General features: G+C 70.2%; 10 protein-coding genes. 7 read left to right on the top strand and 3 right to left on the bottom strand.

The features are described from left to right. Positions 1–6 precede the first annotated feature (6 nt). Positions 7–375: an IS200/IS605 family transposase gene (gene tnpA / locus OHA77_RS02995; protein WP_406319756.1), complete on the bottom strand. Its 369-nt coding sequence runs from the start codon at positions 373–375 to the stop codon at positions 7–9. 573 nt (positions 376–948) lie between these two features. Here tnpA and OHA77_RS03000 point away from each other — a divergent pair. From OHA77_RS03000 to OHA77_RS03030, 7 genes are all read left to right on the top strand, one after another. Continuing rightward, on the top strand, positions 949–2,352 hold the full coding sequence (locus tag OHA77_RS03000) for an N-acetylmuramoyl-L-alanine amidase (RefSeq protein ID WP_406315961.1): 1,404 nt from the start codon (positions 949–951) through the stop codon (positions 2,350–2,352). 129 nt (positions 2,353–2,481) lie between these two features. Continuing rightward, positions 2,482–3,126: an ATP-binding cassette domain-containing protein gene (locus OHA77_RS03005; protein ID WP_326822199.1), complete on the top strand. Its 645-nt coding sequence runs from the start codon at positions 2,482–2,484 to the stop codon at positions 3,124–3,126. Then, positions 3,110–4,348, top strand: a complete 1,239-nt coding sequence (locus tag OHA77_RS03010; RefSeq protein ID WP_406315962.1) for a hypothetical protein — start codon at positions 3,110–3,112, stop codon at positions 4,346–4,348. Before OHA77_RS03005 ends, OHA77_RS03010 begins: the two co-directional genes overlap by 17 nt. Then, complete coding sequence (locus tag OHA77_RS03015) at positions 4,345–6,072, top strand: hypothetical protein (protein WP_406315963.1); 1,728 nt, start codon at positions 4,345–4,347, stop codon at positions 6,070–6,072. Before OHA77_RS03010 ends, OHA77_RS03015 begins: the two co-directional genes overlap by 4 nt. Continuing rightward, complete coding sequence (locus OHA77_RS03020; RefSeq protein WP_406315964.1) at positions 6,069–8,363, top strand: hypothetical protein; 2,295 nt, start codon at positions 6,069–6,071, stop codon at positions 8,361–8,363. Before OHA77_RS03015 ends, OHA77_RS03020 begins: the two co-directional genes overlap by 4 nt. Before the next feature lie 157 nt (positions 8,364–8,520). Further along, positions 8,521–9,639, top strand: a complete 1,119-nt coding sequence (locus OHA77_RS03025; RefSeq protein ID WP_406319757.1) for an LLM class flavin-dependent oxidoreductase — start codon at positions 8,521–8,523, stop codon at positions 9,637–9,639. Between the two features lie 61 nt (positions 9,640–9,700). After that, a complete protein-coding gene (locus OHA77_RS03030; RefSeq protein ID WP_406315965.1) occupies positions 9,701–10,321 on the top strand; it encodes an FMN reductase in 621 nt (206 codons plus the stop codon). Positions 10,322–10,430: 109 nt separating this feature from the next. Here OHA77_RS03030 and OHA77_RS03035 read toward each other — a convergent pair whose 3' ends face one another. Beyond that, the gene (locus OHA77_RS03035; protein WP_406315967.1) at positions 10,431–12,374 is read right to left on the bottom strand and encodes an endo-1,3-alpha-glucanase family glycosylhydrolase; all 1,944 of its coding nucleotides are present in this window, start codon (positions 12,372–12,374) and stop codon (positions 10,431–10,433) included. Positions 12,375–12,681: 307 nt separating this feature from the next. Next, entirely contained in the window at positions 12,682–13,365 is a 684-nt protein-coding gene (locus OHA77_RS03040) for a class I SAM-dependent methyltransferase (RefSeq protein WP_406315968.1), read from the bottom strand. Positions 13,366–13,589 lie beyond the last annotated feature (224 nt).

The raw sequence follows: 13,589 nt of genomic DNA on the forward strand, positions 1-13,589 counted from the left end.
CGGCGATCACCAGTTTTTCTGGTTTTCGACGGAGCGCTCGACCGCCTCCAGGGGCGCACCACCCACGGTCGCCACGAAGGAGGAGTTCGTCCCTACGGTCGACAGCTTCGACTTCAGCACCGGGAATTCCTCGCCAAGCAGGCGAGAAATACGGCCTTTAACGGCCTTGACCAACCGGTGGATCCCGAATCGGGGGTCCACCTCGGCCAGGAGGCGAACGGGGTCGGCCATGGCATCGCGTTCCACCGGCCACGCCTCCTTCTCCTCGATCACCTCACAGATCATCTGCTCAAGCCGTTCTTCGATCCGACCACCCAGGATCCGCCGCCGGCACGTAGGGCACCCCACCACCTGAAACGCGCACCGGAAAGCGATGGTGCCGTTCGTCGGAGCGTCACCATCACCCTGATCAGTATGCAGAAGGAAGCCATCTACCGCTCAAAGATTCGATTACCTTCTCAAAGAGAACGCCCATCAGGTCAGCGCACGCCCGGCCTGGCGGCCCCCCGCGCCGGGCTTGCCCCCACGACCAAAGCCAGGGGCCCGCACCTGTCATCTCAGAACGGCGGCCGGCCGATCCGCCCGGCGAGGGACGGCGCGTCCGAGGTCGTCGGCGACCGCCGTATCGTGGCCCGGCCGTCCGTCGGCGACCGGCGGGGAAGACGGCCAAGACCTGCGCCGACCGAGTCCGGCGCGCGTGCCGGGCGGCCTCCTGGGTCGGCGTCGCCGCTCGGGGCGGGTTGCGATCCCCCGTGGTGTGAGGCCTCGTCGCCGGCGGTCGGCCATCGGTTTTCGGTCGCTTCTTATTTCCGAACGAAACCGAGAAGGAATCCTTCTTCCGTCAGACGATTAAGGTAAATCGCTTAAATTTGTCGCGATTTCCTTTTACTGTTCGGCCGTACGTAATGCCGGAATCAGCCGGGGACGCCAACCCCGCGAAGGAGACCCGTGCAGTTAACTCGGATGCGCATGTCCTGCCGATTGACCGTGATCCTGTCCGCGACCCTGACCATCCTGCTGGGGGCGCTCGGGCAGAGCGCGAGTGCCGCTCCGGCGGCCCCCCTGACCGACGCCTTCGCCCGCGCGGCCACCGCCTACGACGTGCCGCGCGACCTGCTCGTCGCACTGGCCTACGCCGAGACCCATCTTGACGGGCACGACGGGCGGCCGAGCGCGAGTGGCGGCTACGGGGTCATGCACCTCGTCAGCAATCCGACCACGCACGCGCTCGAACAGGCCGCCAAGATCACCGGGAAGTCCCTGACGGCGCTGCGGACGGACGACGCGGCCAACATCCTGGGCGGCGCCGCGGTGCTGCGCGCCCACGCCGACGAGTTCGGACTCGACGCCGCCGCCAGAAAGGACGCCGGGCGCTGGTACGAGGCCGTGGCCGGGTACGGCAACGCCTCGTCCCCCGAGGTCGCGCGGCTGTACGCCGACACCGTCTACGACTTCCTCGGCCGGGGCGTCCAGGCCCCCGTCCGGAGCGGCGAGGTCGTGACGGTCCGGCCACGGGAGATCCGGCCGGATCTCGGCGGCTATGCCCGCACCCCCGACCTGAACGCCCAGGTGGCCAGTGCCGACTACCCGAGCGCGAGCTGGGTGGCCGCCAGTTCCAGCAACTACACCGTCGCCGGCCGCCCGTCGACCTACGCGATCGACCGGGTCGTCATCCACGTGACCCAGGGCTCCTACGCCGGCACGATCTCCTGGTTCCAGAACCCCGCAGCCCAGGTCACCGCCCACTACGTCGTCCGCTCCTCCGACGGTGCCGTCACCCAGATGGTCCGCGAGAAGGACGTCGCCTGGCACGCCGGCAACTGGAGCTACAACACCCGATCCATCGGCATCGAGCACGAAGGCTACGTCAGCGACGCCTCCTGGTTCACCGACGCGATGTACCGCGCCTCGGCCGCGCTGACCCGCAACATCTGCGACCGCTACGGCATCCCCAAGGACCGTGCCCACATCATCGGGCACGTCGAGGTGCCGGGCGCCGACCACACCGACCCGGGGTCCTACTGGGACTGGACCAAGTACATGCAGTACGTCACCGGGGGAACCACCCCGCCGCCCGCCAAGTACTGGGTGGACACGTTCGCCGCGGCACCCGGCCACTCCTCCCCGGGCGGCACGCAAACGGGGACGTTGAACCAGGGGACCAACTACGTCTACTGCCGGACCTGGGGACCGAACGTCCAGGTCGGCGCCGACTACAACCACTGGTGGCTGAAGACCGACCTCGACTCGGGCAGCCCATGGCAGAACCAGTGGGTGTCGGCGTACTACCTCGCACGCTGGGGCAACGACGTGGCCAAGGACAACAGCGGCAACGACATCCGCAACTGCTGAACGCGCAGACCCCGGGTCCCGCCGGGGTCGGGATCAGTCGTGCTGCAATTCACCGGAAACCTTTCGAAAACCAATCTCGTTGCGTTATAGAAGAAAGGACATCTCCCATTTTCCGGAGCTGACGGATCCATGCCCGGACTTCACCTCCAGTTGGACGACCTCTGCTGGAAGCACGGCGCGAACCGGCGTGCCCTGAAACCCGGCCGGCTGACCGTCGAGGCCGGGCGGACGGGGGTCGTGCTGGCCCATGACGCGGCCGATGCGGAGGCCTTCTCCGACGTGCTACTGGGGCAGGCGTGGCCTGTCAGGGGCAGGATCCTGATCACCGGCCGTGAGATCACCTCACTGTCCCCGGCGGACCGTGGCATCGCCTTCGTACCCGCCGGGGGCGGACTCTTCCCTCATCTGACGATCGAGCAGAACATCGAGTTCGGGGTGCGGGGGCGCCATCGGGAGGAGTTCCGGAAAGGGCAGGTGAACTATGTCGCCGAACGGCTGAACCTCCGCGGCCTCCTCGGCTGGCGGCCCCACGACCTCTCCCTCGACGAGCGACTCCGGGTGGCACTCGCCCGGGCGATGTGCCACTGGCAGGCGGCGAGGGCCGTGCTGATCGAGGACCGCGACGGATATCCCCCCTGTCACGCCGCGGTGAGCGAGAGCCTGAAGGCCTACCCGGACCTGCCGGTCCTGGTGGTGAGTGACGACAGGAACCGGGTGGAGACGCTCCGTTCCCCTACAGCCTCCTGGGAGATCACCGGTGCGGATGGACCGTAGGCACGCCCTCTCCGTACTGTCGGGTCTGGCCGCCGCGGGGCTCACCGGATGCGGCGGCGCGCCCCCGTTGCGGATCGCGGTGGTGTGGAGCGGCTGGGAGCTGAGCCGCTTCAACCGGGTCCTGGAGAACCAGGCCGTCACCGTCTACTCCGCCGGAGACAACATCGCCGCCCTGCTCGGAAAGTCGGTGGCGTCGGCGGCCACTCCCGACGTGGCGATCGTGCCGCGGCCCGGGCTGGTGAGCGACCCCGTCGTCTGCGCCCGGCTGCACCCGCTGCCCTCCGGCGATCCCCCCTTCTGGCAGGAACTGCTGCGGTGCGGGGAGGACGGGCGGACCAACGGCGTCTGGTTCAAGATCGCGCACAAGTCGCTGGTGTGGTACCGGCCCGAGGCCGTACCGGCCCCGCCCGCCGACTGGGACGCGTGGGTGGAGCTGTGCAGGGAGCGCGCGGCGGCGAAGAACGGCCGCCCCCCGCTCTCCATCGCGGCGGCCGACGGCTGGGTCCTCACCGACTGGTTCGAAAACGTCCTCCTCGGGATCGACCCGGTGACGTACGGCACGCTGCACAGGACCGCGGGCGACTGGAGCCACGGCTCCGTGAGGGAGGCGCTCACCCGGCTGGCGGAGCTGTGGCGTATCGAGAACCTGGTCCCCGGCGGGGGCCGGCAGGCACTGGTCACCCAGTTCCACGACTCCATCCTCGATGTCTTCCGCTACGGTCGCGCCGACATGCTGGCGGCACCCGACTTCGCCTGGCCCGTCATCGACCGCTACCGCTCGCCCGGACAGGGGGCGTGGCGCTTCCGTTTCCCCGGCCCCGCGGGCAGGCCCGCGCCGCGGGTGGTGGTCGGCGGGGACGCCGTGGTGGCACTCAAGTCGAGCGGCGAGCGCGGCCGGAGATTCGTGGAGTGGCTCACCGGCGAGGAGGCCGGCGAGCGGCTGGGGGCGTGGGCCGCCGCCGGCGGTTTCCTCTCGCTCAACAAGAACGTCCACGGCTACCCCGCCCCCATCAGGGACCTGGCCGCCGAACTGGAGGAGTCAGTGGAATTCGATCTCTCCGACCGGCTCACGGGTGGCCTGGCGGGCGGAGACGGCCAGGGCCTGTGGCGCGTCCTGACCGACCTGTTCATCGCGGTCGCCGTCAACGGGCAGCCGTCCGGGGACGCGGCGGAGAGCGCCATGAGAGCGATCGCGAGCCTGGTCGAGAAGAGGCCGTCTTGAGGCACGACGACATCCTGCTTTTCGACGTGACGCCGCATCACGACATGCGCACGCCTGCCAAGTCGGACGGCCACGGCTTCTGGGGGATACGGTGGCCCCTGCTGCCCGCCGTCCTGCTCGCGACCGCCGTCCTGCTCGCGCCGCTGGTCGCGACCGTGGTGACGAGTGTGATCCAGGATGCGGGCCCGGCCAACTACTGGCACGTCCTGACCGACGAAGAGGTCTGGCAGGCCCTGCTGCACAACGCCGGCTGGCTGATGCTCGCGCTGGTGGTCTGCGCGCTCGGGTTCGGACTCGCCTGGCTCGCCCGTGACGCGGGCCCACGCCTGCGGGTGCTGCTGCTGACCGTGCTGGGACTGCCCTCGGTGACCTCGCCGCTGACCGCGGGAGCGGCCTTCCGCCTGATCTTCGACACGGACCCCCACCGGGGCGTGGTGAACGCCCTGCTGCCCGATCGTGTGCTCTTCATCGGCCCCGGCTGGATCTGGCTCGTTCTCGGCCTCGCCTTCGTCTGGCAGTGGACCGGGCTGGCGTTCCTGGTCTTCCACGTGGGGCTGGCGAACATATCGGCGAACCTCCTGCGGGTCGGGCGTGTCTTCGGTGCCGGGCGGCTCCGCCGGATGCGCACCGTGGTGATCCCGGCGCTGTTCCCCACGGCGGCGCTGGTGATGCTGATCGTGCTCACCGCGGCCGTCCGCGTGTTCGACCTGGTCCTGGTGGGCGCGCCGGGCGCGGTCCAGTCCAGGGTGGATGTGGTGGGGCTCTTCTGGTGGCGCCATCGCGACGTTCTCGGAGACGGGCAGGCGTCGGCGCTCGCCGTCCTGCTGTCCGCGCTGGCCGTCACGGTGGCGCTGCTCGTGCTGTGGCGGCTCCGCCGGGACTGGCCGGAGACGGGGCAGCGATGGCAGGAGCGGCGCCCGCCCGTCACCGGACGTCCCCGGTGGCGGCTGCGCGTCATGTCCGCGGTGGTGACCGTGCTCTGGGCGTTCCCCTTCGTCGTCCTCCTGCTCACCTCGTTCCGCGATCCGGTGGCCGCGGCCACGTCGGGGTGGTGGACCGGAGGGTACGGCCTGGATTCGTACGGCGAGGCGCTCGGCGACGGTTCCTTCGCCGGTGCGCTGGGCGCCACGGCGCTGCGCGCGCTGCTGGTCGCCGTCGTCGTAGTGGCGGTGGCCATGCCCGCCGCGTACGCGCTGACCCACGAGCGGCTGTCGCTGCGGGCGCGGCGGATCGTCACGGCGGTGGCGGTGGTGCTCGCGGTGCTGCCTCCGCAGGTGCTCGCCGTACCGCTGGGAAAGGTGCTGGGCACGTCGCTGGGCAACGTCGTGGTCCTGGGCTCCGTGCACGCGGCGCTGGTGCTCCCCCTGGGAGTGCTGCTGCTGCGCAACGCGTTCATGTCGGTGCCACGGCCCGCGGTGCTGCGCCCCTTCACCGAGGGGCGTTCGGCGATGACGCAGGTGCTGGCCGAGAGCGGGCCCGCCGTGGTGGCGGTGGCGGTGCTGTCGTCCGTGCTCGTCTGGAACGACCTGGTCATCGGCCTGCTGCTGAACTGGCCGGCGGCGGATCAGGCGCCGCTCCTCCTGCTCCAGCAGGCACGCTACTTCACGACCTCGGCCGGGGGGCTGGCCGCCCAGGGGGTCATGATGACCGTCGTGCCCGTGCTGCTGCTGCTCGGGACCGGCAGGTGGCTGGTCCGGGGGCTGACCCAGGGAGTCCACAGATGAGCTCCGAGTTCCGGGAACCGCCCCGGGGGCTCCGGCGGCGGATGGCCGGGCTCCGTTCGGCACTGCCGGGAAGCCGCAGGGAACTCCTGGCCACCGCCGTCTCGTTCGGTCCCGCCGTGGGAATGGCCATCATCCTCGAGATGACCTTCGACGTCCTGCTACCGGTGATCCCCCGAGGGCTCACACTCGCCGTGGCCCTGTTGCTGCTCTCCGCCAGATGGCTGCGCAGGCGCGCGGTCCCCCCACCTCTGCCGGTGGGACCTCAGCGGCTCCCTCCCCGGGTCGAGCCGCTGGTCGGCCGGGAGGCCGAGCTCGAGAAGGTGACCGGCCTCGCCGTGGAGCGGGGTCTGGTCGTGGTGCGGGGGGTGGGCGGGATCGGCACCTCCGCGCTGGCCGTCAACGCCGGATGGGGGTTGGCGCCGGAACCCGAGCGGCAGTACTACGCCGACCTGCGCGGCCAGGATCCGGACGGCCCCGAGGACGCGGCGAGCGTGATGGAGCGGGTGCTGCGGACCCTCGGCCGCCCGCTGGGGCCGGCCGAGAGCGCCGGAGGGGCGGAACAGGAGGTCGTCGCCGCGCTCCAGGACACCGGCGCCCTCCTGCTCCTCGACAACGTCGAACGGTGGAGCCAGGTGCGCTGGCTCCCCCACCGCGTGCGGGGCAGTCGGTTGGTCATCGCGGGAGATCTCAAGGTGGACACCGGCGACAGGATCCCAAGAGACGTGGCGGTCGTCCAGGTCGGCCCGCTGAACGCCGACGACACCGTGACGCTGCTGCGCTCCCCGAGCACCGCGGACCGGATCGAGGCCGACCCCGCCGCGACGAAGAAGCTGGCGGAGCTGTTCCTGCGCAGGCCCGCGGTCACGGTCGAGATCCGCGGCTGGCTCACCGAGAACCCGTACGTCTCCATGGCGGGGCTGCTGAACGACCTGGGGCAGGAGCCCCACGACCGCACCCTGCAGAAGGTGCGCACCATGCAGCTGGCGCGGGTGAGCCCGGCGGCGCGGCGACTGCTGGCGCTGCTCGCGAAGACGCCGATCGCCGAGGTCGGGATCGACGCGGCCACCGCCCTCGCCGGCGGGCCGGAATCCGCCGTCACGGCGGCGATGGAAGAACTGAGCCGGCACGGCCTGACGGTGAAGGTGAGAGAGTCCCGGATCCGCCTCGTGGACGGGGCCCGTGCGATCGCGCCGCCGCCGGACGACCCGCAGGCGGCACGGCAGCGCCTGGTGGAACACTTCGCGGACCGGGCCGACCGGTCCGCCGAACTGCTCCCGCACGAGGAGGCATGGGCCTGGTTCAGCACCGAGGACAGGGCACTGCTGCAGATACTGAAGGAGCCCAGCCCGGCGCCCTGGGCGGCCGGCCCCCTGTGGCGGATCGCGGACGCGCTGGAGGTGTGGTTCTCCCTGGAGCAGCGCCACCAGGAAAGGCGGGAGGCCGCCCGCGCCCTGGCGCACGCGGCGACGGTCCTGGGTGACCCGGACGTCCGGGCCACCGCCGAACTGCGGCTGTGCCTGACCGCCCTGGTGCTGGGCGAACCCCGCGAGGCCCAGCGGCATTTCGACGCGGCCGCCGGCCTGCAGTCCGGCGTCGAGTCCTGGCCCGCCCAGCTCCACCTGGCGCGCGCGTCGACGCTGCTGGCCGGTGGCGACGAGTTCGCCGCGGTGGAGTCGTCCCTGGTGCAGTACGGCCAGGCCCTGCCGGGCGGGGACTCCACCGGGCAGGCCACCCGGTGGATCAACATGGCCGTCCTGCAGATGCGCCGGGGCCAGGTCTGCGGTTTCAAGGACGAGACCGACCAGGCGGACCGCCTGTACGCGGATGCCCTGAGCACCCTGGTCCAGGCCCTCGGGATCGCCCGGCAGGCGGAAGACGTGCACGCCGAGGCCCACGCGCGAGAGCTCCTCGCGCTCGTCCACTGGTATCTGGACCGGGCGCACGACGCCGCGGCGAACTGGCAGAAGGCGGCCGAGCTGTACGAACGGTCGAGGGACAGGATCGGCCTGGCCCGCTGCCAGGTCCACCGGGCGGCGACGCTGCCGAAGGGACGTCACGAGGAGGCCGCCGCGCTCCTGAGGTCGGCCGTGGGACGGCTCCCGGCGACGGGGGTGAGCACCGCGCTGGCGCGGTTGCATCTCGCCCGCATGGAGCCGCGGAACGCCCGGTCGGAGTGCGAGAGGGGGCTGGCCGCGCTCGCGCCGTGGGACGGGATGGTCGAGCCGCTGCAGGTCACCGAGATACGGCGGCGGCTGGAGGACCTGCGACCGGACGGTCCTTTCACCTCCTAGGCGTTTCACGGCCTGACGTGGGCCGTACCGGCCGGTATCGGGTCGCGCCCGAGAGGGTCCGGCCCGGCTCGCCCGGCCATGGGCCGCCGGGAATAATACGCGCGCCACAGTGTTCAGCATGGTTGAAAGTTCAATGATATGGAGGATGGTGAGCACGATGCAGTTCGGGATCTTCACCGTAGGCGACGTCACCACGGACCCCACCACGGGCAGGACGCCGAGCGAGCGCGAGCGGATCAAGGCGATGGTCGCCATAGCGCTCAAGGCCGAGGAGGTCGGACTCGACGTCTTCGCGACCGGCGAGCACCACAACCCGCCCTTCGTGCCGTCGTCGCCGACGACCATGCTCGGCTACATCGCCGCGCGGACCGAGCGGCTCATCCTCTCCACCGCCACGACCCTGATCACCACGAACGACCCGGTCAAGATCGCCGAGGACTTCGCGATGCTCCAGCACCTGGCCGACGGGCGCGTCGACCTGATGCTGGGCCGAGGCAACACCGGGCCGGTGTACCCGTGGTTCGGGCAGGACATCCGCCAGGGCATCCCGCTGGCCGTCGAGAACTACGCGCTGCTGCACCAGCTGTGGCGCAAAGACGTCGTGGACTGGGAGGGCCGCTTCCGCACTCCCCTGCAGTCGTTCACCTCGACGCCCAGGCCGCTCGACGGAGTCGCGCCGTTCGTCTGGCACGGCTCGATCCGCAGCCCGGAGATCGCCGAGCAGGCCGCCTACTACGGCGACGGGTTCTTCGCCAACAACATCTTCTGGCCCAAGGAGCACTTCGTCCGCCTGATCGAGCTGTACCGGGAACGCTTCGCCCACTACGGCCACGGCACCCCCGAGCAGGCCGTCGTCGGCCTCGGCGGTCAGGTGTTCATGCGCAAGAACTCCCAGGACGCCGTACGGGAGTTCCGCCCCTACTTCGACAACGCGCCCGTGTACGGCCACGGCCCGTCACTGGAGGAGTTCACCGACCAGACCCCGCTCACGGTGGGCAGCCCGCAGGAGGTCATCGACAAGACCCTGACCTTCCGGGAGTCCTTCGGCGACTACCAGCGCCAGCTGTTCCTGATGGACCACGCCGGACTGCCGCTCTCCACCGTGCTGGAGCAGCTCGACATCCTCGGCGAGGAGGTCGTGCCCGTCCTGCGCAAGGAGTTCGCGGCCGGCCGGCCGAGCCAGGTGCCGGACGGCCCCACCCACGCGGCACTCGTCGCCCGTCGCGACGCCGGTGACGAGACGCAGCCGCCCGTCCCCACCGGTTCCCCGGCCTGACAACCGTCCCGCGGCAGACCCCCGTCCCCCGGGACGGGGGTCCCGCACCGAAAGGATTTCGATGAAGCCCTTGAAGCTCGTGGTCGTCTCGGCCGGTCTCAGCCGGCCGTCGTCGACGCGCCTGCTGGCCGACCGGCTGGCCGAGGCGACCAGCAGGCGCCTGGCGGACGGGGAGACCGCGGTCGAGGTCCGCGTGGTGGAGCTGCGCGACCTCGCCGGCGCCATCGCCAACGCCATGGTGACCGGCTTCCCCGCCACCGCCCTGCGCGAGGCCGTCGAAGCCGTCACGGAGGCGGACGGCGTCGTCGCGGTGACGCCGATCTTCACCGCCTCCTACAGCGGCCTCTTCAAATCGTTCTTCGACGTGATCGACAACACCGCGCTCACCGGGAAGCCCGTGCTGATCGCGGCGACCGGCGGCACGGCGCGGCACTCGCTCGCCCTCGAACACGCCCTGCGCCCGCTCTTCGTCTACCTGCGCGCACTCGTGGTGCCCACCGCCGTGTACGCGGCCTCGGAGGACTGGGGAGCGGGCGGGGACGCGCGCACCGACGGCCTGGCCGCCCGCATCACCCGCGCGGGCGGCGAACTGGCCGACCTGATGGCCCGCCGGCCGACGCCCACCGGGCGGTTCGACGATGTCGTCCCGTTCGAGCAGCAGCTCGCGGCGCTGCGCCCCTGAACCCGGCGGGCCTCCGATGGCCGCACGACCCGCCGGGTGCCGCACTGGTGGCCGTGAGCCCGGCCGGCCGCCGATGTCGCGCCCGCCCGGCCTGGCGGGCGCGAGGGACTCACTTGCGGCCGCTGCTGACCGCGTTGTACTGCAGGTCCTGCACCGAGAAACTGCTCTTGACCTCCCACGGCGACGAGACCGTCACCGCGCCCACGGACGCCTTGTTCAGTCCGTACGCCAAGGGGAAGAGCTGCGCCTGGACGCCGGCCTTGGCGTCGTAGCTCTGCTCCTTGCCGCCTATGGTCGCCTTCACCGCGGCCGCCTTGGTGAGGAACGACAGCACCTCGACCTTGTCGCGCGGCGTGGACGTGCCACCGCGCGGGTTCATGAACTTGGTCTGCGAACCCGACGTCGGCCTGGCCGCGACGAACTGCGAGCGGTGCGTCAGATAGAGCGTGTCACGCACGATCGCCGGAGCCTTGCCGGTCTTCAGCCAGGTCAGGTAGTAGGAAGAGATGTCCAGGTACGTCGAGCCGTTGTGCACCGAGGGGACGAACTGGGTGCCTTCGGAGAAGTCGTTCCACGTGGTGAGCTGGATCCATTCGGCGCCGCCCGAGATGGACTTCTCCCATGTCGTACGCAGGTTCTCGGTGTTGTTGGCCTCGTCGTAGATGCCCTGGTTGGGTCGCTCGTCCTGGACCGAGACCGGCTGCATCCAGATCTTGTTCAGGCTGTGCGCCTTGGAGATGTTGGACTCGATGCCGGTCTGCTGAGCCGGGCTGCGGTTACCCCAGTTGGAGAAGCCGTAGCTGATCGGCGCGAAGGCCGAGGCGTTGGACGAGAAGTTCAGGAAGACCGGGACCAGTGCGACGTCGATGCCGTGGGAGCTCTTCATGATGTCCATGAAGTTCTTCCACCAGGCGGCGCTCTGCTGCTCGGCCTTGAACGGCGAGATCACCAAGCGGTTGTCGCCCAGGTGGTAGACCGACTTGGACGCGGCCAGGCCGGCCATGGCCGAGGCGAGCGTGCCGGCGTCGACCTTCAGCGAGGTCATGTCCGGCATCAGCACGATCTTGAAGCCGGGATCGACCGCTTCGGCGGCCTTGATCAGGATCTTGAGCCGGTCCCAGTGGGCGCTGGTGAGGGAGAGCACGTCCACGGTGAAGCCGTCCAGTCCGGCCTTGGCCGCGGTCTGCACCTCCTTCTTCATGTCGGCCAGCTGCCAGTCGCCGGACAGCACCTCCCGGGGGAAGGGCCGGTCACGCAGCAGCCCGCCGTACGCCGCGTGCTTGCCGCTCTCGCCGGCCGGGTTGAGGTAGTTCTTGGTGTAGTAGTCGTCGGCCCCGGCCTTGTTGTTCAGCGAGATCGGGTACGGCGTGAAGTAGTGCGCGAACACCTTGTGGGAGGACGCGCGCAGCGTCGCGGTCGACGGCAGCTCGAACGGCAGCGGACCGGCCGGAACCGTCGGGGGCGCGTCGCCGTACGTCACCGTGAGCTTGGGCCCCTCGCCGCTGGTGGCCTGCGAGGAGTGCAGCACGCTCTGGATGTTCGAGGGGGAGGTGATGGCGAATGAATAGTCACCGTTGCCAGTGAAAGCGGAAGACACGTCCAGTTTGACCGTCTGTCCGCTGGTCAGGCCCTTGGCGGTGGCCAGGACCGCACCGGTGGCCGGCCGGCTGTTCCAGTTCAGCGTGGACTCGGACCACGTTCCGGTGACCGGACGCGCCTCGAGGACGGTATCGGTCGTCCTGACCGACTGCAGCTCCAGTGTCAGCTTGACATCGGAAGCGTCGGCGGGCAGGCCCTTGACGGTGAAACGGACATAGGAGCGGCGCTCGGTGTTGGTCGCGCCGTCGGACGTGGCCGCGTTGGCCGAGAGCCACGTGTGGCTGCCGTGCGGCGCCGTGGGGCCGGCCTGGCTGACATAGGTGTCTTCGACTGCTTTGACGGTTACCGTCTGGTCGGTGGGGGCGGTCGCGGAGGCGGGGGTGGTTGCGGAGGCGGGGGTGGTCACGGCCATCAGACCGGAGGTAGCCGCCAGAGCCACCACCGACAGAGCCATCACACTTAGGCGAGATCGCATGGCGTCCTTCAATTACAACATGTCATGACATGTCAACAAGAACTGATCGTCACAAAACCTGATCATCATAGACACCAGCGGGCATTTCTCATCCCTTTTCGCGTTTTGCCGAATGAGGATGACTTGGCCGAGCCGACCTGCATGGAGAGGGCGGCAACGGAGTCTCCATCGGATGCGCCAGATCCTCAGCCCCGCATCCGCTCGCCCCTCCAGGCCGGCCGGAGCCCGGCCGAGATGATCTCATCACCCGTCGCCGGTCTGCCGGAACGGCGTGCGGATCCGCAGGTCATGGACGCTTGCGGGCTCGGAGGACGGTGTCGTGAATGGTGATTCCGTGGCCCTCGTGACCCTCGTGACCCTCGTGACCCTCGTGGTGCTCGTGGCCGTCGTGGCCTTCGTGGGCGGTGGCCGACCGGGTCCTGGCCTCGGCGACGGCGATGTCCCACCGGCCGGGGTCGAGGCCGGCGGCGATCTCTTCGGCGGTGAAGTGCACCTGCAGCGCTGAGGCGTGCGAACCGGTGGGCTGAGGGCCTGATGGGTGGTGGCCGACGATGAGCAGCGTGCCGCCCGGCGCGACCGATGCGGCCAAACGGTGGAACAGTGCCTCGCGCGATGCCGCCGGGTGCACGTAGTGGGTGGAGACCAGATCGAAGTGTTCCTCGGTGGGCGTCCAGTCGGTCAGATCGGCCTGTACCCAGTCGACCCGGCTCGCGAGATCGGCACCGAGGGTTTCGGCGTGCTCCCGCGCGCGGTGCAGCGCGGTGCCGGCGATGTCCACCGCCGTCACCCGCCAGCCGCGCGAGGCGAGCCAGATGGCGTCGGCTCCCTCGCCGCAGCCCGCGTCCAGTGCCGTGCCGGGCGCGAGTTCCCCGGCCTCCGCCACGAGTTGCGGATTGGGCCGCCCGTCGTAGGCCGCAGCATGGCCGCGGTAGCGCTCTTCCCAGTACGCCTTGCCGAATTCTTCGAACACAGCTGCTTCCTTTCCGTGGTTCACAGATCGTGGCGACGGGCGCCCATCACCGCTTCTCGGACACGCGCTTCGGCCCCGGCCGAGAACGGCTCCCGGTAGGCGGCTAACGTTTGACGGTCTCCTCGGCGACCCGCTCGACCCGCGGCGCCACCTCCACACCACCACGTCATAGCCGCCCCTCAGCCGGTCGGTCACCCTGACCACCTCCACGGCAATCATGCGAG

It is taken from the genome of Streptosporangium sp. NBC_01639, from assembly GCF_045209755.1.
GTDB lineage: Bacteria > Actinomycetota > Actinomycetes > Streptosporangiales > Streptosporangiaceae > Streptosporangium.

What these genes read in the sequence shown, in the direction of transcription:
- OHA77_RS03005 (WP_326822199.1), top strand. Translation starts at nt 2,482, where the DNA reads ATGCCCGGACTTCACCTCCAGTTGGACGACCTCTGCTGGAAGCACGGC.
- OHA77_RS03020 (WP_406315964.1), top strand. Translation starts at nt 6,069, where the DNA reads ATGAGCTCCGAGTTCCGGGAACCGCCCCGGGGGCTCCGGCGGCGGATG.
- OHA77_RS03025 (WP_406319757.1), top strand. Translation starts at nt 8,521, where the DNA reads ATGCAGTTCGGGATCTTCACCGTAGGCGACGTCACCACGGACCCCACC.
- OHA77_RS03030 (WP_406315965.1), top strand. Translation starts at nt 9,701, where the DNA reads ATGAAGCCCTTGAAGCTCGTGGTCGTCTCGGCCGGTCTCAGCCGGCCG.
- OHA77_RS03035 (WP_406315967.1), bottom strand. Translation starts at nt 12,374, where the DNA reads ATGGCTCTGTCGGTGGTGGCTCTGGCGGCTACCTCCGGTCTGATGGCC.